The 18,159-nt window shown below is 69.5% G+C and carries 16 protein-coding genes; 3 read left to right on the top strand and 13 right to left on the bottom strand.

Annotated elements, in window-relative coordinates:
* Position 1: 1 nt before the first annotated feature.
* The 9 genes from mobF to LWC33_RS13145 form a co-directional block, all read right to left on the bottom strand.
* On the bottom strand, positions 2 to 4,234 hold the full coding sequence (gene mobF / locus LWC33_RS13190; protein ID WP_233304647.1) for a MobF family relaxase: 4,233 nt from the start codon (positions 4,232 to 4,234) through the stop codon (positions 2 to 4).
* A 76-nt stretch (positions 4,235 to 4,310) separates the two neighbouring features.
* Complete coding sequence (locus LWC33_RS13185) at positions 4,311 to 5,030, bottom strand: hypothetical protein (RefSeq protein ID WP_233304646.1); 720 nt, start codon at positions 5,028 to 5,030, stop codon at positions 4,311 to 4,313.
* Positions 5,027 to 5,680 carry a hypothetical protein gene (locus tag LWC33_RS13180; RefSeq protein WP_233304645.1) on the bottom strand — a complete coding sequence of 218 codons (654 nt, stop codon included), beginning with the start codon at positions 5,678 to 5,680 and terminating at the stop codon, positions 5,027 to 5,029. The genes LWC33_RS13185 and LWC33_RS13180 overlap by 4 nt, the downstream gene beginning before the upstream one ends.
* The gene (locus LWC33_RS13175) at positions 5,668 to 6,156 is read right to left on the bottom strand and encodes a hypothetical protein (RefSeq protein ID WP_233304644.1); all 489 of its coding nucleotides are present in this window, start codon (positions 6,154 to 6,156) and stop codon (positions 5,668 to 5,670) included. Before LWC33_RS13175 ends, LWC33_RS13180 begins: the two co-directional genes overlap by 13 nt.
* A 2-nt stretch (positions 6,157 to 6,158) precedes the next feature.
* The gene (locus LWC33_RS13170; protein ID WP_233304643.1) at positions 6,159 to 7,886 is read right to left on the bottom strand and encodes a type IV secretory system conjugative DNA transfer family protein; all 1,728 of its coding nucleotides are present in this window, start codon (positions 7,884 to 7,886) and stop codon (positions 6,159 to 6,161) included.
* 116 nt (positions 7,887 to 8,002) lie between these two features.
* Entirely contained in the window at positions 8,003 to 8,515 is a 513-nt protein-coding gene (locus LWC33_RS13165) for a hypothetical protein (protein ID WP_233304642.1), read from the bottom strand.
* Positions 8,512 to 8,934, bottom strand: a complete 423-nt coding sequence (locus LWC33_RS35970) for a WhiB family transcriptional regulator (RefSeq protein WP_308190942.1) — start codon at positions 8,932 to 8,934, stop codon at positions 8,512 to 8,514. The genes LWC33_RS13165 and LWC33_RS35970 overlap by 4 nt, the downstream gene beginning before the upstream one ends.
* 116 nt (positions 8,935 to 9,050) lie before the next feature.
* Positions 9,051 to 9,284, bottom strand: a complete 234-nt coding sequence (locus LWC33_RS13150; RefSeq protein ID WP_233304641.1) for a hypothetical protein — start codon at positions 9,282 to 9,284, stop codon at positions 9,051 to 9,053.
* Positions 9,284 to 9,562: a hypothetical protein gene (locus LWC33_RS13145; protein ID WP_233304640.1), complete on the bottom strand. Its 279-nt coding sequence runs from the start codon at positions 9,560 to 9,562 to the stop codon at positions 9,284 to 9,286. Before LWC33_RS13145 ends, LWC33_RS13150 begins: the two co-directional genes overlap by 1 nt.
* 128 nt (positions 9,563 to 9,690) lie before the next feature.
* On the opposite strand from LWC33_RS13145, the gene LWC33_RS13140 reads away from it, so the two are divergent.
* On the top strand, positions 9,691 to 10,059 hold the full coding sequence (locus LWC33_RS13140) for an XRE family transcriptional regulator (RefSeq protein ID WP_233304639.1): 369 nt from the start codon (positions 9,691 to 9,693) through the stop codon (positions 10,057 to 10,059).
* Positions 10,060 to 10,221: 162 nt separating this feature from the next.
* Here LWC33_RS13140 and LWC33_RS13135 read toward each other — a convergent pair whose 3' ends face one another.
* Both LWC33_RS13135 and LWC33_RS13130 read right to left on the bottom strand, forming a co-directional pair.
* Entirely contained in the window at positions 10,222 to 11,163 is a 942-nt protein-coding gene (locus LWC33_RS13135) for an NAD-dependent epimerase/dehydratase family protein (RefSeq protein WP_233304638.1), read from the bottom strand.
* Between the two features lie 196 nt (positions 11,164 to 11,359).
* A complete protein-coding gene (locus LWC33_RS13130; protein ID WP_233304637.1) occupies positions 11,360 to 12,796 on the bottom strand; it encodes a helix-turn-helix domain-containing protein in 1,437 nt (478 codons plus the stop codon).
* Between the two features lie 160 nt (positions 12,797 to 12,956).
* Here LWC33_RS13130 and LWC33_RS13125 point away from each other — a divergent pair, with 160 nt between their 5' ends.
* Positions 12,957 to 13,331 carry an NUDIX hydrolase gene (locus LWC33_RS13125; RefSeq protein WP_308190941.1) on the top strand — a complete coding sequence of 125 codons (375 nt, stop codon included), beginning with the start codon at positions 12,957 to 12,959 and terminating at the stop codon, positions 13,329 to 13,331.
* 54 nt (positions 13,332 to 13,385) lie between these two features.
* On the opposite strand, the gene LWC33_RS13120 is transcribed toward LWC33_RS13125, so the two are convergent.
* Together LWC33_RS13120 and LWC33_RS13115 are read right to left on the bottom strand one after the other, a co-directional pair.
* Positions 13,386 to 13,883 (bottom strand): Rv3235 family protein, encoded by a 498-nt coding sequence (locus LWC33_RS13120; RefSeq protein WP_233304636.1) that lies wholly within the window; start codon positions 13,881 to 13,883, stop codon positions 13,386 to 13,388.
* Between the two features lie 1,043 nt (positions 13,884 to 14,926).
* Positions 14,927 to 16,123 carry a hypothetical protein gene (locus LWC33_RS13115; RefSeq protein WP_233304635.1) on the bottom strand — a complete coding sequence of 399 codons (1,197 nt, stop codon included), beginning with the start codon at positions 16,121 to 16,123 and terminating at the stop codon, positions 14,927 to 14,929.
* Between the two features lie 1,095 nt (positions 16,124 to 17,218).
* Here LWC33_RS13115 and LWC33_RS13110 point away from each other — a divergent pair.
* Positions 17,219 to 18,106: a LysR family transcriptional regulator gene (locus tag LWC33_RS13110; protein WP_233304634.1), complete on the top strand. Its 888-nt coding sequence runs from the start codon at positions 17,219 to 17,221 to the stop codon at positions 18,104 to 18,106.
* The last annotated feature ends 53 nt before the right edge of the window (positions 18,107 to 18,159 follow it).

Genomic DNA, 18,159 nt, shown 5'->3' with positions numbered 1-18,159 from the left:
CTCATGCTCGCTCCCACGCGTCCTCCTCGGTGAGTTCGGCTTCGTCGGCCTGCACGTACTGCTGCTCCTCCGCCTCGCGCGCGACGTCGTAGACCTCGCGGGCCTGGATCTCCGCGAGCGCCCGGTGGGCGCGGTCGATGGCTGCGGAGGTCTCGTCCGCGGACGGCACCCGGACGGCGTCCTCACCGCGTACGGGCTCCTCGGCGGCAGCGATCTCCCGGATGTCCTGCGGCGCCTCGTGCTCGTCGGTCTGGCCGGCGTCGAGCTCGTACTCCTCGGTGATCTCGCGGTGCCGGTCGTCCTCGGCATCGGCGGCCCGGTGCGCCGCCAGCCACTCCTCGGCGGTGACCCGCGGCTCGGGTTCGACGTCGTCGGCGTGCCGGAGGGCGAGCTCGGCCTGGGCGCGGTCTCCCGCCGCGCGGGTGGCGGCGGTGTGAGCGAGCCAGCGCGAGCGGATGTCATCCAGCGCCTGGAGCTGCCCCTGGCGTTCGTCGAGCGTGGCGGCGAGGGCCTCGGCGTCCCAGCTCTCGCGCAGCAGCCGATCCGGCTCGTCGCTCTGCGCGGCCTCGGTGGCCAGCAGCACCGCCTTCTGCCGAAGAGCCTCAGCAGCCTGACGGGTGCCGGCCAGCTCGTTGGCGACGTACCGCGGTCCCCACGCCGCCTCACGCTCGGCCGCGCGGACCCGCAGCCGGAGCTGGCCGTCGGACATCTCGATCTCCTCGCGGTCGATCTCCGGGCGTCCGAGGGCCCGCCAAGCCGCGCGATAGGCGGCGAACGCCTCGACCTGGCCCGGGCTCGGCGCGGGCCCGAGCGCGTCCTCGCCGGTGTGCTCGCGCAGCTCTCGGTACGCGGCCACGGGCCCGGCCCGGGACACCCACGCCTCTCGTTCGATCGCCTCGGCCGGTGGCTGGCCGAACGCGTCGACCGCCCACCGCGGTGCCTCGCGTGCCACCTCCTCGCCGAGCTCGACGGCGCGGCCGTCGGCGGCGGACGCGAGTCGGTCGAGGTAGCGCTGCCACTCCGGGTCGTCGACGCGCGGGGTCCAGTCGGTCCAGGTCGTGCCGGTCGGGTCGAAGCGGTGGCGATCGGTGATGCGCGAGTAGAGGACGTTGGTGGCGTTGCGGGCGTCGTCGAGCGAACGGCCCGCGACCGCCTCGGTCAGCACCTGCCGCGCGTCGTGGCCTGCCAGCTCCGCGCTGCGCAGGACGCGGGTCAGCGACGCCGCGCCGTCCTGAGCGGCGATCCGCGCCCGGTCCCGGATGCTCAGGACGCCCTCGGCGGCGAGATCGTCGAGCCACGTCGCGGTGCGCTGGGTAGCGGCGAGGTGGGCGGCGTCGGTGAGCAGCTCGGCCGCGGTGCGGATCGACCCGCGTTCCACCGCGGACTCCGTCGCTGTCGCCAACGCGGAGCGCGGCGTGGTCAGCCCATCCGGATCGAGGACGAGGGCGAGCGCCGAGACGGGATCGCGCCGCAGAGTCTGGTCCGGCCGCCCGTCGGCCGGATCAGCGACGACGAACTCCGTGGTCACGTGAGCTGTGTTCGACATCCGCCCACGCGACATCCCGACGTAGAGCGCCGCCGGCCCAGTCCGCTGCGTCACGACGACGTGGCTGGTGTCGACCGTCGACCCTTGCGCCGAGTGCACCGTGGACCCGTAGGCCAGGGCCAGCCGATCGGCGACGTACGACGCGGGCAGTGCGATCGGCTCGCCGTCGAGCGTCTCGACGTCCAGGCCACCGTCCTCGCGCAGCCCGGTGACCCGATAGGTCTCCCGGTTGATCGGGCCGCGCCGGTTCCCGAGCTGCCCGGCCAGGTCCCAGCCGTTCGCACGCGCCTCGACGAGATCCCCGACGCCGGCGTAGGTCCCCTGCAGCCCGAGCGGTACCCCGGCTTCCTGGACCCGCCCGAGTCGGACGAGCTCGGCGCGCAGGGACGCCGACAGCTGTGCCGCTTGCTCGTTCGTGTCGACCAACAGGATCGAGCGACATCCGGCGAGGGTGTCGGCCAGCCACGCGCGCGACGCCGACGCCTCGGCCTGCTCCGCGGATCCGGCGTCGAGCAACCGGCCCTGCCGGTGGTACTCGCGCAGCACCGACTCGTCCCCGGCCCGGAGCCGAAGTGACGCCGCCCGTTCCCAGTCCGCAGTGAACCGGCGGGCGTCGCTGAGCTCGTAGCGGGCACCGGCCCCGGCCAGCAGGTCCATGCCGCCGCCGGCGCCGACCGCGGCGAGCTGCTTGTGGTCGCCGACCAGCAGCAGCTTCGCGCTGGCTGCGTCGACCCGCTCGTGGATAGCGGCGAGCGCCGGGGTGTCGGTCATCGCAGACTCGTCGACGACCACCAGGTCGCCCGCTCGCAGTCGCCACCCCGGCTCGCCGCGTTCCTGGGCGCCCAGCCATTGCGCGACGTTGCGCGCCCGAAGCCCCTCCCCCGCCAAGACCTCGGTCGCGACCTGCGAGGTGGCGAGCCCGAATACCCGACGCTCGCTCGAACCGTCGTGCAGCACGGGGTCCGTCCAGCCGCGGGCGATCGCGCCGACCACGAACGACTTCCCAGTCCCCGCCGGACCGACCAGCGACTCGATCCGCGCCCCGGACGTCAGCACGCCGCGGACGGCTGCGGCCTGGTCTGCGCCGAGCTCGATCCCGGTGGTGCGCAGATCGTCGAGGAACCGCTGGGCCGCAGCCTCGGACAGCGCGGTCGCGTCGCGGTCGGCGGTGGCCGCGAGCAGGATGCGCTCGGTGCGAACCTGGTCCCGAGTGGCGTAGAGCTGCGCGCCCGGTGCTTGGTAGGCGGACTGGCCGTTCGCCAGGCGGAGCTCGGCGGGCAGGTCCGGCTCGCCGGGCCGGGCGACGTCGAGCGGGACCGCGTACTTCAGCGCCTCGTCGGCGAGGTCGTCGAGCAGCCTGGCCACGTCGGACCCCGCCGGGAGATCGAGGTAGTCCGGCAGAGCGGCGTTGATCGCTCGAGTGAGGTCCGAGCGCGTCCAGCCGGCCTTTCGGGTCTGGACGTCGGCGAGCGCGGTCTCGATCACGGCCTGCGGTGACCAGGTCTGCGCGGCGGGTGCAGACGGCCGGGCGTCGAGGGCGGAGCGGGCAACGCCCGCCAGCCCGTCGGCGACCTCCGTACGCAGCCGGCTGTCGATGCGGTCGAGGAGTGCCTCACGGGTCTCGCCGCTGTTCGACTTGGCTTTGCGGGTCGCGAACGTCGCCTGCCGGGAGAGCCGGTCTCGCTCGAGACCGTTCGGTGTGCGACCGAAGCGCTCCTCGAACGCGTCGATCAGCTCGGCAGCCTTGGCGCTGACGTCGCGTCGTCGGGAGGAGATCAGGTCCATCGCCTCTGGCGAGACACCCCGAAGCTCGCGGGCCTTGCCGTCCGGCCGGGTGGCGAACGTCGTGCCGAGCGCGTGGGTCAGCCGCTCCTCGGCGGTCCGTTCGGCGACCGCCGCCGCCGCGGCCCGCCATCGGTGCATCGCGCGGGAGTCGAGAGTGCGCCAGTCGCCCTGGGGCGTCTCGACCCGGTTGAGGACGGCGTTGTGGATGTGGAGCTGCGGGTCGTGCTCGCGAGAGTCGTGTTGGAAGAACGAGGCGACGACCCAGTCGTGCGCGTCGACATACCGGCCTGCAGCGCCGCCGTGGTGTCCGAGCCGGGTATATCCGGCCTTGTCCGAGAGGTACGCCAGGCCGGCGTTGTTGCCCGCCCAGATCGCGTCCTCGACCGCCTGCCGGTAGCGGCCCCAGGCCTCGGCGGTGACCTCGTCCCCCGCTGTACGGGCCTTGACCTCCTCGGCGTTGAACGCGGTGTGCAGCAGGGTGACCGACTTCTGAACGCTGAACGTGACGTCCAGGAAGGCGACATTCCGCCGCGCGGACTTGCCCGCCTCGACCCGGAGTTCAGCACGGCGTTCAGGGCTCGCCTTCGGCTCGCGTGCCAACGCCGCGGCGTACAACTCGTCCTCGGACTGGTACCGCCGCCCGGTGTGGCCGAGGGTGAACACCTCGTCCCAGCGGTCCTTGTCGCGGAAACCTTCCTCGCGCGGATCGAGGAAGCGCTCGTAGACGCCGGTCATGTCCTGGGCGTCGACCAGGCCGCGTAGGCCGAGCTTCTCCGCCCCCGCACCCCACCAGCGGCCCGGCGGCTCGCCCTCGGTGACGGCGCCGGTGTAGTAGTTCTCGCGGCCCGTCGCGACGGCCTTCAGGAGGTACTCGGGGCTGTAGCCGACCGCGATGCTCAGCATCCGGCCCACCGCCGGGAACCGGCCCTGTTGATCACGATGCCTAGGTGTGAAGCATCTTTTCTGGTCTGGTCCTTGATCATGAGGTGGTCCTGGAGTCCGTGTTCTCGTGGTTCTGGGGAGCCGGGACGAGCTGGAGTGGATGTGGAGTCGTCTGCTGGTCTCGAAGGGCTTTGAGGGCCTTGGCTGCGGTGCCGCGGGAGACGTCGGCGCGGTCCTGGAGCTCGGAGACGGTCGGGAGCCGACCGTGCTCGGCGCGATGAGCACGCGCCTCGCTCTCGGCGCGGTCGCGCTGGGGCGACTCCGCCGGTCTGGCAGGTCCAGCCGTCTCCAGCTCGGCGGCCGCAGGCACGCCGGTTGCGGGCTGTACGACGCGCCGTTCATCCGGCTGTACACCCGAGCGTTCAGCCTCGTCGTGGACGGGCTGGGGTTCAGCGAGGAGGTACAGCAGGTGTGCCACCACGGCCGCCGCCACCGCGGGCCACGCGCCGATCCCGAACCGCACCCCCGGTGACGCCTCCAGGGTCTCGTCGGACGCCAGGAAGATCGCCTGCGCGAGCCCTGACAGCCCAGCCGCGATGACCACGACCGCCCACGCGTACCGCGCCGCCGATCCCGAGAGCCGGGCCGTCGCCGCGTACGCGACGAGGGCCAGGCCGTCGGTGATCAACGGGTAGAGCCACGCGATCCCGGTCGGTACCCGCGACGCGACGGCGACCTCGTAGAGCCCGTGGGCGGTCGCCGCCGCCGCGCCCATGGCGACGGCGAGGCCGGGCAGCCACACGACCATCCGGCTCATCGGGTGCCTCGCAGCGCGTCACCGGTGACGCTGTTACGCGGCGGTGGCTCGGGTGCCCGCTCGTCGCGGCGATCAGCCCACCACTTGGCGAGCGCACCCAACTGGTCCTCGCCGGGCACCACCGGCGCGCCCGTGGGCACCTCGGGCCAGCCGGGGCGGTCCTGGTGGTTCTCTTGCGAGCAGATGCCGGCCGTCGCCTTGATCCGGCGCACGACCCCTGGCCGCCAGCGGTCGTGCCACTCCCCCACCAGTGCGACCGACGCCGACGGCCCCTGGTACGCCGCTGCCCATGCGTACATGAGCCAGAGCAGCTCCTCGATGACGTGCGGGTGCCAGCACCAGCAGTCCGGGAAGGACTCGGCGGCGTCCGGGTAGCGGAGGTAGATCGCGCGGAGCCAGGCGGCGAGCTCGTCGAGGAGGGTTCCGGTCGTCGTCGCGTCGGTGGGTGCCATGAGCCAGGACGGCGCCGGGGTGGTCGAGCGCGCGCGGAGCGCAGTCACGGTCTCGGCCAGGTCCGCCAGCAGGCGGGACAGCTCGTCGACTCGGCCGGGCAGCACGCGCAGCGGGATGAGTTCACGGCGCAGGCCGTCGACCTCCCGTGCCAGGCCGGCGACGTCCGCCGGTGGCTCCGGCGGGATCACTGCGACCACCCGTCCTCGTCGCCGTCCTGTTGCTCGCCGCCGACGATGTACGCAGCCGGTCGGTCCCGGACCGTCGCAGCCGACACCGCCTCGCGGGCTGCCTCGTCCTCGACTCGCGGCTTGAAGCCGCGCGCTCGCTCGGCCCAGAGGGAGGCCTGCCGACCGACATGACCGGAATAGCCGGGGCTGTCGTCGGCCGTCCCGGCGATCTCCGCCCAACCCTCGGCGTACTCGGCCGCTCGCGCACGGGCCTGAGCTGCAGTCTCGCCGCGCTCATAGTCGACCCACTCGTAAGCACGGCGGATCTCGTCGACGTCGCCGGCGTCGAGCCCCCAGCGGTGGACGGAGACGCCGAGCCGCTCGCTTGTGTCGTCGAGGTAGTCGCGGATCATCGCCGACGCGACCTCGGGATCCCGCCCGGTCGCGATGGTGAGTCGATCGACGACCTCGGCCGCGGTCAGCGGCTCCTGCCAGTCGGTCGTCATGGTCAGGCCTCCTCTCGGACCTCGACGACCTGGCCGTCGACGACGAGTGCGTCCCCGGCCAGCTGGGCGACGGCGGGGCGGGTGAATGCCGGACCGGGCCAGCCCGGGACAAGCCGACCCATCGCCGTCTTCGCGCCGGGCAGACGTCCGGCCAGCCCGACGAGCCGCGCGGTGGTGCGGGGGCGGCGGTCGCAGAACCGGGACCAGCGCACGTCACGTCGCCGCCACGCCATCTGCGCCCGTCCGACAACCGGGGCGATGCCGCGCCGGATCACGAGCACCTTCCCCGTGGGAAGGTTCGCGATCTGCGCCGGCGCGAGCACTGGTGTCTTGCGCGTTGTCCGCGCCACGGTCCGGCCCCGAGGGTCGAGGGTGTCCGCGGGCTCGTCGCGCTCGCCGGTGAGCGTCGACCAGAACTGCAGGTCCTCGCGGTCCCGGGTGCCGCCGAACACCATCACGGCGCCCGCGTTGTTCAGGATCGTCGCCGCGCCGTGCTCGCCGTAGCGGGCCAGCAGCTGCGCCCGGGACTGAACGACGATCAGGATCGTCACCCCGCGCCCGCCCATGTCCGCGGTCCATGCCTCAAGCGGCACCGGGCAGATCAGCGCCGCCTCGTCCAGCGCCAAGCGCAGCCCCGGGTCCAGGCGGCCACCGGGTTTCGTCGCCGCGATCCGACGTGCCTCGCGAGCGACGTAGCCGGTCAGGGCGGTGACCAGCGGGGCGGCGTGCGACTCCTCGCCGCCGAGCAGGAACACCGTGCCGCGTGTCGTTAGGAGCTCCGCGACGTCGAACGGCCGCGGACCCTCGGGCCCGAGCCCGGCCGCCTCGCGCGCGGCCGCGGAGGTCAGCCAGCCGAGCGCGGGCATGATCGTCGAGGTGATCGAGGTCCGGGTGCGGTCGTTGGTGCCGACGAACTGCTCGAACGACACCCGGAATGCCGGCTCGGGCGAGCGCCGCAGCAGTCCCGTGACCTCCTTGTGCGCCGCCTCCGGGCTCGCGGTCCAGTCCAGGACCTCGCGCATGGAACGGTGCCCGAGCGCCGCGGCGTGCAGCAGGGCCTCCAGCACCCGCCGGCCCTGCAGCTCCCAGTACTCGCGGTCTCCCCCGTTGCCGCGAGAGGTCACCGCGGACAGCAGGTCCGCCGCCCGCTCAGCGGCCGCCACCGGGTCCTCGCACCCCGTCAGCGGGTCGAACGTGATCGACGACGGCACGCCGCCCAGGCCGGACGGGTTGAAGGTGACGACCGGCCCCTTCCGCTCCCGGTACGGGGTGCACAGCTCACGGAGATCCAGCCGAGTGCTCGTGGCCAGGACGGCGCCGGGCGCATCGATGATCTGACCGCCGAGCCAACCCGACTTCCCCGACCGCGGGCCGCCGACGGTCACCACGACGTCCTCGACGGACGACCACACCCACTGCGACCCCGATCGGCAGAGCCGCACCGCTACGTCGCTGATCGGCAGCGCCAGCAGCTCGCGCCGCGTCGCACCTTCGAGCGACGGGCGTACGGTCCCCGCCTTCCGGAGCATCGCGCCCGATCCGGCGAACCGGAACACATCGATGGTCGAGGCCACACCGGACTTCCGTCGCGACCGGGCGCCCCAGCGCGACACGATCGACGACGAGCGCGACCACCGGTGCCGCACGACCAGCAGGCTGAGCACGGCAACCGCAGCCAAGAACGGCCACGACAGCGCCTGCACGATTGTCACCAGCGGGAACGCGGCCATGAGCAGAATCCCGACAGCGATCCCGCGGGCACGACGGCTCCACGCGAGAACCGCGGCGACCACCAGTCCCAGCAGTATCAGCGGGGTCGGACTGATAAGGACATCAATGTCGACCATCAGTCGTCCCACCCTGTGTCAGCACGCCATGCCGCGAGCGCGGCCCGATGCCGAGTGCACGTGTCGGCGTGCCCGGACTCCTGGTCGTCCGGGTGCGAGCTGCCGCTGAGGCCGTAGTCGGTGACCAGCTCGCCGCAGGGCCCGCATCGCCAGGACGTCGACGGGCTCCGGACCGAGGGCCAATACGACTCGGCACGGCGGCCTTCCACGATCTCGGCGAACGCCGCCTCGGCCCGCTCCTCGTCCGCAGCGCCGTCCGAGAGCCCCAGTGCCTCCCCGATCTCCTCCCAGGAGCGACCGACGGCGCGCGCCTCCCTGGCCTGCTCGACGAGCAGGCCACGCGCAGCGCTCGCGAGTGCCCGCGCGGCACGTACCCCGGACAACGGATCCACCAGACGTCGTCGGGTCAACACCTGGTAGCCGGGGATCGGCTCCTCGACGATCTCGCCGCCGAACTGCTCGACGGCGATGCGCTCGGCGAGGCGATGGAGCTGCTCTCGCGCCCCGGTCATCGCACACTTCCTACGGTCAGCGCGGCCGCCCAGCGATCCACGGTCCGTCGGGAGACGCCGAACTGCCGCGCTACCCGCGCACGCGAGGTGCCAGCCGCCAACGCCCGCCGGCCCGCCGCGATCACCTCGCCACGCTGGAGCGACCACCGCTGCAGCGCGGTGAGGTCCTCCGCCGCGATCTTCTCCCCGCCGCCCCGCAGCTCGCTGCGCTCGTCGGCATCCAGCCCGCCCGCCACGCCGTACGGCAACGCGTAGAACGCCCAGGCCAAGCACTGCGAACGCACCGGGCAGCCGGCGCAGATCTCCTTGGCCCGGGTGACCTCCTGCTCGCGGAGCGGACCCGACTCCGCGACCGGGAAGAACACCTCCGGGTCGACGTCCCGGCACGCCGCTCGCGCCATCCACTGCGGCCCTACCATCGTGAGCTCACCTGCCGTCGGCTGATGTGCGGTGAGAACCGCCCGGCGGCTGTGTCCCGCCAAGAACCCGTCGCCGGGCCGTCCCACCTGGTCTCGCCATCGCGTCCACTCGTCGGTCATCGACCCGCACCCGCCTCCTGCGGGCCGCCCGTAAGAGCCGGCGTCGCGGCCCCGTCGACGGCATTGATGAACGTGCCGATCGCTGCGGGCAGGCCCTGCCCCACCGGCGTGGCGATGAACAGGACCAGGGCCAGCAGGGAGAACGCGATCGCTCCGCCAGCCGACCGAGCCTTCGAGCAGATGAAGGCCCCGACGATGGCAACGAAGATCAGCACTCCAACTGCGCCCATCACGCGACCTCCCCACTCCGGGCGGCCCGGGTGTCCGGGTGCGCCATCACGAGCGCGTCGTCGCCCCCGGCGGCCCACGCCTCGGCAGCGGCCCGGCTGACGTACCAGCGGTTCCCAATCCGCCGAGCCGGCAGATGCGCCGGGATCAGCCGGCGGATCTTCTGGCAGTTCGCGCTGGCGGAGCCGTGCTCCCCCACTGCGCCGAACCACAGGACTGCGACCTCCTCAACGGTCATCAGCAAGCCGGACCGCTCCGGCACCTCGATGCGTTCGCTCATGATCAGCTCCCCTCAACTACTTGATATTAGCATCAGTTGTGGTCAATATTGCGGCTCACTGGACAGACTTGTGGGCAACACCGGCACCGATCGGTGCCAGCGAGATCGGCGTGCCCTACCCTTCGCGCGTGGTGGAAAGCGAACGTGAGGACTGGTCGGCGGTGGCGACCGCGATCAGCTCACGCCTCGCCGAGACGCGCATGACGCAGATGGAGGTCGCGTCGAGCGCCAAGGTCTCGCTCACCACGCTGAGGGAGCTCCAGCACAACCTGAACCCCCGTCGTCGCCGCCCTCAGACGCTCGCGGCGATCTCCGAGGCGCTCGGCTGGCCCGCGGCCTACCTGGAGCAGGTCCTCCGCGGCGAGACGGCATCCGTTCACGCGGACGAAGCGTCGGATCCGGTCCTCAAGGCCCTCAAGGGGCTCGAGGAGGAGGTTGCCTCGCTTCGCGCCCGGCTCGACCGGCTCGAGCAGCAGCAAGCCGACGAAGGCGAATAGCCCGCAGCTCCGCGATCGACTCGGCGATCTCGTCGAGCTGGCTCCGCAGCACCGCCACCCGCTGCTGAAACTCTGCGATCTCTGTCATGCACCACAGAGAACCGCAGATCAGGGTGCCGCAAGAGGGAGTCGCGAGTCGGAAGCGGCGTATTCCTCGCACGACTATTCGCTGACGGAATCTCTCCTGGTCACAGCGTTGTAGGCGTCTCGGACGATCTGACGAAGATCCGACCTCTCGGGCCGCCAGCCGAGCTCCTTCTCAGCGAGAGAGGGATCCGCGAGCAGCACCTTCGGCTCGTCCGCCGGCGGGTTGTGCCGGACGGGCAACGGCCGCCCGATGACCTCCTCCGCCGCCGCAATCACGTCGGCGATGGTCGAGCGGTTCCCGCTACCGACGTTGTAGGCCTTCCACGTGCCCGGCTCGCACGCCTCCAGGGCACGAAGGAAGGCGTCCGCCATGTCGGCGACGTGGAGGTAGTCCCGGACAGCCGACCCATCGCCGTTCACCGTCAGCTCGGGCGCCTCGCCGCGCGCCACAGCAACGATCTTCGGAATCAGCCGGCTCGTATCGGGGTCCGCGTGACCGCCGATACCGCCAGCGATGTTGAAGGCCCGGAGACTCACCGCCCCGATGGCGCCCGTCGCAGTAACATCGGCGATCGCCCGGTCCGCAGCGAGCTTCGTGCTGCCGTAGGGGTTCGTCGGCTGCGGCACCTGCGCCTCAGTGATCGGCTGCGGCACGTCCTCGCCGTAGACCGCGCAGGTCGACGCGGCCACAAGCCGTACGGGCTCGTCCTGTGCGACAAGTGCCTCCAGCAGCGCGAGCGTGCCACCGACGTTCGTCCGCCAGTAGCCGACCGGATCCGCGCGCGAGTCACGAACTCGCACTAGCGCCGCGAGGTGACACACGGCGTCAGGCCGCTCAGCCTTCATGGCCGCAGCAACCCTCGGGGCGTCGAGGAGCTCGGCTTCGACCCGGCGAACGTTGGCTGGCAGCTCGCGCTTCGACCTCGTTAGCGCCGCCACGTCATGACCTGCTCCCACGAGCGCGGCTGCGAGCGCGTAGCCGACGAAACCGGTCGCACCGGTGACAATGACCCTCATCAACTGATCAGGTTATGCCCCGGCCAGCCGCCTTCTTCACCCTGACCCTTCATCACAACCCTCCCCACGGTCCTGGAGGTCGACGGTCAGGCCTCGAAGCACCTTCAATCACTCGATCCTCGGTCTCACTTCTCGGAGAAGCAGCCAAATCGCCGCCGTCGAGTCATTGACTGAAGTGATCTTCGAGAGGCTGACCTCACCGACCGAGAAGTCCCTGCCGGTGCTGCCATGCCAGCTCGATGCACGCTCGGGCGATCGGGGAGAGGGGCTCGTCCCGCAGCCGCTCCCGGGCCTCCGAGGTGAACGGGATCCCGACGGCGGGCTTGTCCGCGTCCGTGCTGACCGCGGCGCCCTCCTCGTTCACCGAGACCATGTCGCGGAACAGCTCGTCGAACACCGGCGCCTCGATCACCGCGACGGTCAGCAACTCGACCCACAACGTCAGCGGCTCCAGCACCAGCGCCAAGGCCGACACCCGGAAGTCGCCGGCCAGGCGAGCCCGCTCGAAGGATGCGAAGGGCTCCTCGCCCAGGTAGTCGATGGGGTCGACGCTGTTGCCGTCGTGCTCGGCGTTGCCGAGAAACTCCTCCGAGTACTCACGCTGGATGTTGCGCCAGATGGAGAAGTCGTTGGCCTGATGGGCCGGCGCGAGCGCAGCAGGCTGGAACGCGCCCGCCGGGACGACGTGGAACATCCCACCAGCCGCCGCGACCGCGCCCGCATTCCGCTGATGCAGGTACATCCGGTGCCCGTCGATTGGGTCCCGCCGGATCGTCAGCGTGTTGATGCTCGGCAGCATCGGCCGCGCCACCAGGTCGAAGGGATCCTCGATCAGGCGCCGCAGCGGAAGATCTGCCGGGCTGGGCCGCTTGCGCCCGCGCTGCTGCCACGCATCGGCGAACTCGTGTCCGACGGCCTCGCAGACGTCCAGGACGTCGAAGTAGCTGGTGTAGTTGAAGCCGAACCGTCCGCGCCCGCCAGACCAGTCAGCGGAGAGCAGCCGATAGCTCGCTCTGTTGTCGAGCAGCTTCGGCCGCGCGAGATCGCGCAGCGCGCGCGAGTACCGGTCGTAGGGCTCGCCCGTGGCGCGCAGCGACCGCACGGCTGCCGCCTCGTCGACCTTGCCCGTGATGATCGGGGTCGGAGACTCAGCCAGCCAGGTCATCTCGACGTCGGCGAGATCCACCGGCTGATCCGGTACCCAGCCGGGCCCGGCAAGCACCGTCGTCCCAGCGACGCGTTGCTCCTGTGGGTACAGCTCAGATGCGAGATCGCCCAGCAGCGCACGGTTGCCGTTGAGCTCATGACGGACCTCGCACCACCGCTCCTGGCTCGTCCGCACAGGCCCTGGCTCCTCGCTGACCGCGCCCGCCTTCGGCATCGCATCCCGGGAGTTGTCCGGCAGCACCCCGAGACGCTCCGGTGGGATCCCAAGCTTTGCCGCGATGTGCCGGAGCTCAACGACGTCGCGTAGCGCCTGCGACCCCTTCTCCAGCTTCGACAGCCGCGATTGGGTCGTGTTCAGCAGCTCCGCCGCGTCCTGCTGGGTCAGCCCCTCACGCTGCCGGTACCAGCGGATGATCTCCCCGACGTCGGAGCCGTCGGGAGGCGCAGCTGCCACGGTCTCGGCCACGTGGAGCCATGCTTCTCCACGATCCGCCCTTGCCTGCATCCGGCCCCCGCACGCTCGTGATCTCGCGTCCTGTCGATCATGATCGCACTGGGGACGGCGACTTCGCGGCGCTTTGACCAAGAATGCCCCGATCGCGACCGAGCTCCGGGAAGCTGAGAGCGTGCCTGACCTCGTCGTGGTCGCTGTCGTCACCGGTCCTCGCGGCGTGCTGGTCGTGCAACGACGCGACGGGGAGCCGCCCTGGGTCTTCCCTGGCGGCAAGGTCGAGGCCGGCGAGACGCCTTCGGAAGCCGCACGACGCGAGGTCCTGGAGGAAACCGGCGTCGAGGTCACGGTCGCGGATGAGCTGGGCCGGCGCGTCCATCCGGTGACCGGCGCGTCGATGATCTACTTCGCTGCGATCGCGACAGCTTCGACACCCGCGGCAAGCGATCCGGCGGTGGCCGAGGTCCGCTGGGTTCGAGTCGATGCCCTGTCCGCTCTGATCCCCGTCGAACAGATCTTTCCGCCCGTCCAGCGGCACCTTGCAGGCTGAGCCGACCACCGGAGTGGCCCCGGCGAGGTGTCGTGTCCTCGCCGGGGCCGCCGCTCACAGGATCCGAACCATCGTGCAGATCCACTCCTCCTCGCCGGTGATCTGGAACGTCGCTACCAGCGCCCGCCGCCGGCCCCGCACCTGCAACGAGCTCGCGGTCTCGATCCGGCACCGGTTCGGCTGCGACGGGTGGAAGCTGACGACCTTCGCTACCCCTGTCCCCAGCCGCGGATTTACTGGGGCCGCCCGCAGGTAGCGACCGACACCGGGGACCGCGAGGTGCGCAACCTGCAGCCACGGGCGACGGCGGTCGAGCACCTCCATCAGCAGGATCAGCGTCTGGAACGCGATCCGGACGGCCGCCGCATCCGGGACCAGATCGCGAACCGGCGGACCGGGCGCGACAACCGGCACCAGGGCCTCATCGGCGAACTGCCCGCAGGTCGGGCAGGGCTGCGAGATCGGCGGCTCCGTGACGACGCGCCCGAAGATCGGGCCGTTCTGGGTGGTGGCGTCGGGGGTCTTCTCGTGGTTGCGGGTCGGGGTCGTCATGGCCGCGGCTCCTCTGCTCCGGAACGGAACCGACCCGAGAAGCTGATGTAGCCGGTGGGCCGGTAGCGGGGCGCGGTGCGAAGCGCCCGCCCCTGCCGTCCGCGCCCGACTCCGCCCGGCGAGGCTCGCGCTGAAGGGCGGCCCAGCCGTCGGCGCTGCCGATGCGAAGCACCCTTGATCGTGAGACCGGGCGGAGTAAGCGGCCCATCGCGAAGAAAGAGCCCGGCCACAGGCCGGTCCGAGGCACGCCGACGCCCTGCAGTCAGTTATTCACAGCCCCAAGAACTGGCGCGTTCACGAGCCACGATCGGTCCTACCGTCGGGACATGCCCGAGATCAGCCGTCTGACCGCGACCGCTCCGGAGACTCTGGTTGTAGTTGTGGCGGAGCTCGAACTCGCCGAGGCAGGGAGGACAGTCTCCACCTTTGCTCGCGGCATAGTGCCCTGCGGACACCCAGTCGATCTCGAACCCCGGTGCACTCGTGGTGGATGCAGTCCGTCTTGCTGCTCACGCGCAGAAAGTGCTCGTCGCCGCTGTTCGCCTCGCGCGAGCTGGCAGCACCCAGGACTCGCCCGTTGAAGAGATCGTCGGCACTGCATCCGCCGCTACCCGCAAAGAGGTGACTCTCGTGACCGGCTCGTCCGATCCCGTCGCCGACTTTGAGGCCATCGCCGAGGAGGTTATGCAATCTCGACACCTGGATGTGTCGCCACGCCGAACCCGACGATCCGCCTCCGTCCGCACAGCCGGTCATGGCCGCCGTGGTCCGACATCTGCTAACTCCGCAGTAGCGCCCGCGCACTCCAACATGCGGTGGCTGGATGCGTTCTGGGCGCGGAGACGATGGAGATCGGCTGCAGCACGTCCTTGCCAGAGTCGGCACACCTCAACGCAGCTACCAGCTGCTTGGGATCATTCTGCGGAGTAATCCGAGTAGTGGTTGATACCCACTCGGCCACGGTCCGACCAATGTTGAAAGTACGCTGGCGTTGCTCGATGCGCTCCGATCTCGCCGCAGCTATCCGAACCAGTAGGAACAGTCTAAATAGGCGGACGGACCTCAGGGGACTCTAGCTCGCGACTCAAATCAACACGGAACCGAATCTGCGCTAGATCAAGCCAGGGCGCGTACGTACCGGCTGAGACTATCCGGTGGAGCTCTTCGGCGTCGTTGACCAATGGAACTAACTTCTTGACTTCTTGATAGAAGTACATCCTTCTTGTCAGGATCCTCGACAACTCGGCTCGACGTTCACTCGCACTTTCGATTGCCTGATACTTCTCTCCCTCTTCGGTAGCCTGGATCCAGGTGATCGCGCGACGTCGCTCTCCCACAATGCGAAACCGACCCTTCTCCGGGCAGCGCCGCTTGCTCCCAACCTCTAGACAGCCAGCATGCCTCAAAATGAACCGCAGTCTTCGAGTAAACAGCACTCCGCGCACATCCTCGCGGACTGCCAAACCGAGAAGACAAGCGAGGTCAGCATCGTGCTCGCAGATCCGACTCTTCTTCATTTTATGCTCGACAAGCTTGTCCAGGAGAAGCTTCGTCGAATCGACAACGTCCAATCTCTCGATTGAGCCTTTTGGGTCGCGGATAATCGCAGTACAGGTTGACGAGGGACGACTGCTTCGTGACAGCACGATGACACAGCGAGAAGCGAGCAATCCAGCCATAACACTTGTCCCGACAAGAATCAGCGGACTGTACGGCCAGCACGCCAAAGGCCACCATGCCGGAGACGGTGCAGGAACACCGTTCGCACAACTAGCATTCAATAAATCAGGAACCGGGGAAGGCGAGCTTATGAGCAGCCACACCCAGGCGGCAATGGATGCCCCATAAACAACAGAAAGCGCCAGATCATGCCAGAGTGGCACCAACAAAACCGTAGGCTTCGATGGCCGCTCGTTCATCAGGCCGCCGACACCACTAAAACTTGCGGCTGGTTGCCCGAGCAGTAGCTCGAGGAACTTTAGGCGATGCACAACGGCATCGTGAAGCTGACTGTTGCGCACTTCGTACACAATAACGCCACAAGTGGCAACAAGTCCGAGGAGCGCGAGGGCAAAGCGGGCTGCTCCAGGATCATTCTTCGCCCCCAGTAATCCTGTAGTCACAGCAGCCGCACCAGGTACCAGTACCAGAAGTCGGAAGCGCACGTCAACAAGCGTCTTGAAGACGTCGAGTGATCGCGCATAGTCATCACGCAAGATGTCCTGGGGGGGCGGCTTCACATGTCAGTGCACGTCACACAGGGCAAGAGCGTTACAGGATCGCTCGACACACCGACCTGCTCTGAAGATGTCTCGACCTGGACAACTTGAGGCATGCAACTGCCGCGGTTTGCCGCGACCTGACGGAGCCAGCGAACTCCTTAGGACACCAGCCATCGCTCTTCGCCATCACACGGCGTCGGCGCAGGTCGCCCCCGTGGGGGCGCGAAGTTGACAGCTAGGTGCTGCAGGATCGACTGGCCACTGCCAATCTGAGCCACATGGTTCCATCAGCCGTTATGCACTCCTAGCCTGCGAGAACCTCCAGCAAGGACTCCGCTTCGCTCTGAGTTCAATACGTACATCTACGCATGTCGGTACGGCCGTGGGTGAGTTGATCATATGGCTGGCGCCCTTGATGTCCTCGGCTCCGCCGGCCGGGTTGGCGCCGAGAAGCGAAACTCCACCCTCCGGAGGTCCACAATGCCCCTGCTCGTGATCCTCCACGTCTTGGCTAACACCGACCGCTGCGGCAGATGAACCAATGAGGTGCAAAGACGTCCTCGCCATGCTGCAGGCGAACGATGCGGTGCGCGCTCCGAGGACACCGTCTATAAGGCACTGCGCCGGATGTCCGACGACGGCATTCTTACCTTGGGCTGAGGGATCTCCGACTGAGTCGCCTGGCGCCCAACCACTGGTCACCCGCGGTTCGAGGAAATTTCCGTCGCCGTTCGCTGGTTTCGCACTGGCCTGTGCGCGCTCGAGTGCTTGGGCGGGACACGATGAACAACCGCACAGGCCTAACCAACGCAGGCCGACCATGGCCACCTGCGTGCACGCGCACGACACCGTTCATGCCTGCAGGACTCCCGTCAGCAGATGCAGCAGGCGCTCGCGGACACCGCCGTTCCCGGGTCGTTGGGTGGTGGCCATCCTTGTTTCCAAAAGGGTTGCCGCACTCTGCGGCGTAGATGTCGTTCCAGATCCCACCCCTGGGCCACGCCCCAGATGGCCCCACGGTCCGCATGGTTGTTCCCGTGGCCCCTTCGTGACGGGCCTCACCGGCATTCCGGATGACAACGACGCACTCCGCAGTACAGGGGGAAGTACGCGATGGAGATCCGCCAGCTTCGCTATGCCGTGACCCTTGCCGATCAGTTGCACTTCGGCCGCGCGGCGGAGCGCGAACACATTGTTCAGTCGGCGCTGAGCCAGCAAATCCGCCGACTGGAACGCGAGATCGGCGCGCGGCTGTTCGACCGGAACACGCACCAAGTGTCCCTGACCCTAGCCGGTCGGGTCTTCATCGCCGAGGCCCAGCGGATCCTGCGGCACCTGGACCGGGCCGCCGCTATGGCCCGCCATGCCGTTGCAGAACACCCGGTGCTGCGGCTCGGCTTCACCGAGGCCAGCTACGAGCACATCCCGGCCGTGGTGGAAACCGTGGTCGCGGAACACCCCGGCCTACACGTGCACCAGCGGATGATGAGCCTGCCGCAGCAGTTCGAGGCCCTCGATCGTGGCTACCTCGACATCGGCGTCGGGCTAGCCCGGTTCGCGCCGGCGGAGATCTCCACGGCCCGGCTGGCCCTCGACCCGGCCGGCGTCTTCGTCGGCACCAAACACCCTTGGGCCAGTCTGCGCAGCATCCCCGTGCGCGAACTGCGCTCCGTCATCCTGCTGCGCGGGGACGGCGACCAGGCGCCCGAGTACAACGACTTCGTCGTCGAGCTGTGCGGTCGCGAGGGTTTCTCACCGAACACGCGGCCCGGGAGTGTGGACGGCGTGCGCGCGGCGATCGACCTGGTGCAGCGTGAGGACGTGGCCTTCTGTGCGCCGCGCGCCGTCTGGCCTCATGCCCCCCACGTCCGCTGGGTTGCGCTGGCCGATCCAGTCGTGCACTACAAGCAGTCGGTGCTGTGGCGTGCGGGCAACCCTTCGCCGCTGGTGCACTCCTTCGTGCGGCACAGCCGGGAACTAGCGAGCCGCACCCTCCCGTGATCACTTGAAATGAACACACGATCGCGGATCGGACATTACCGCGGTCGCGACTC

The organism is Pseudonocardia terrae (genome assembly GCF_021343995.1).
In the GTDB taxonomy this organism is placed as follows: domain Bacteria; phylum Actinomycetota; class Actinomycetes; order Mycobacteriales; family Pseudonocardiaceae; genus Pseudonocardia; species Pseudonocardia terrae.
This window is presented reverse-complemented; position numbering and strand designations above follow the sequence as displayed.

What these genes read in the sequence shown, in the direction of transcription:
- LWC33_RS13170 (WP_233304643.1), bottom strand. Translation starts at nt 7,886, where the DNA reads ATGGCCGCGTTCCCGCTGGTGACAATCGTGCAGGCGCTGTCGTGGCCG.
- LWC33_RS13120 (WP_233304636.1), bottom strand. Translation starts at nt 13,883, where the DNA reads ATGACGACCCCGACCCGCAACCACGAGAAGACCCCCGACGCCACCACC.
- LWC33_RS13150 (WP_233304641.1), bottom strand. Translation starts at nt 9,284, where the DNA reads ATGGGCGCAGTTGGAGTGCTGATCTTCGTTGCCATCGTCGGGGCCTTC.
- LWC33_RS13135 (WP_233304638.1), bottom strand. Translation starts at nt 11,163, where the DNA reads ATGAGGGTCATTGTCACCGGTGCGACCGGTTTCGTCGGCTACGCGCTC.
- LWC33_RS13185 (WP_233304646.1), bottom strand. Translation starts at nt 5,030, where the DNA reads ATGAGCCGGATGGTCGTGTGGCTGCCCGGCCTCGCCGTCGCCATGGGC.
- LWC33_RS35970 (WP_308190942.1), bottom strand. Translation starts at nt 8,934, where the DNA reads ATGGTAGGGCCGCAGTGGATGGCGCGAGCGGCGTGCCGGGACGTCGAC.
- LWC33_RS13145 (WP_233304640.1), bottom strand. Translation starts at nt 9,562, where the DNA reads ATGAGCGAACGCATCGAGGTGCCGGAGCGGTCCGGCTTGCTGATGACC.
- LWC33_RS13165 (WP_233304642.1), bottom strand. Translation starts at nt 8,515, where the DNA reads ATGACCGGGGCGCGAGAGCAGCTCCATCGCCTCGCCGAGCGCATCGCC.
- mobF (WP_233304647.1), bottom strand. Translation starts at nt 4,234, where the DNA reads ATGCTGAGCATCGCGGTCGGCTACAGCCCCGAGTACCTCCTGAAGGCC.
- LWC33_RS13110 (WP_233304634.1), top strand. Translation starts at nt 17,219, where the DNA reads ATGGAGATCCGCCAGCTTCGCTATGCCGTGACCCTTGCCGATCAGTTG.
- LWC33_RS13175 (WP_233304644.1), bottom strand. Translation starts at nt 6,156, where the DNA reads ATGACGACCGACTGGCAGGAGCCGCTGACCGCGGCCGAGGTCGTCGAT.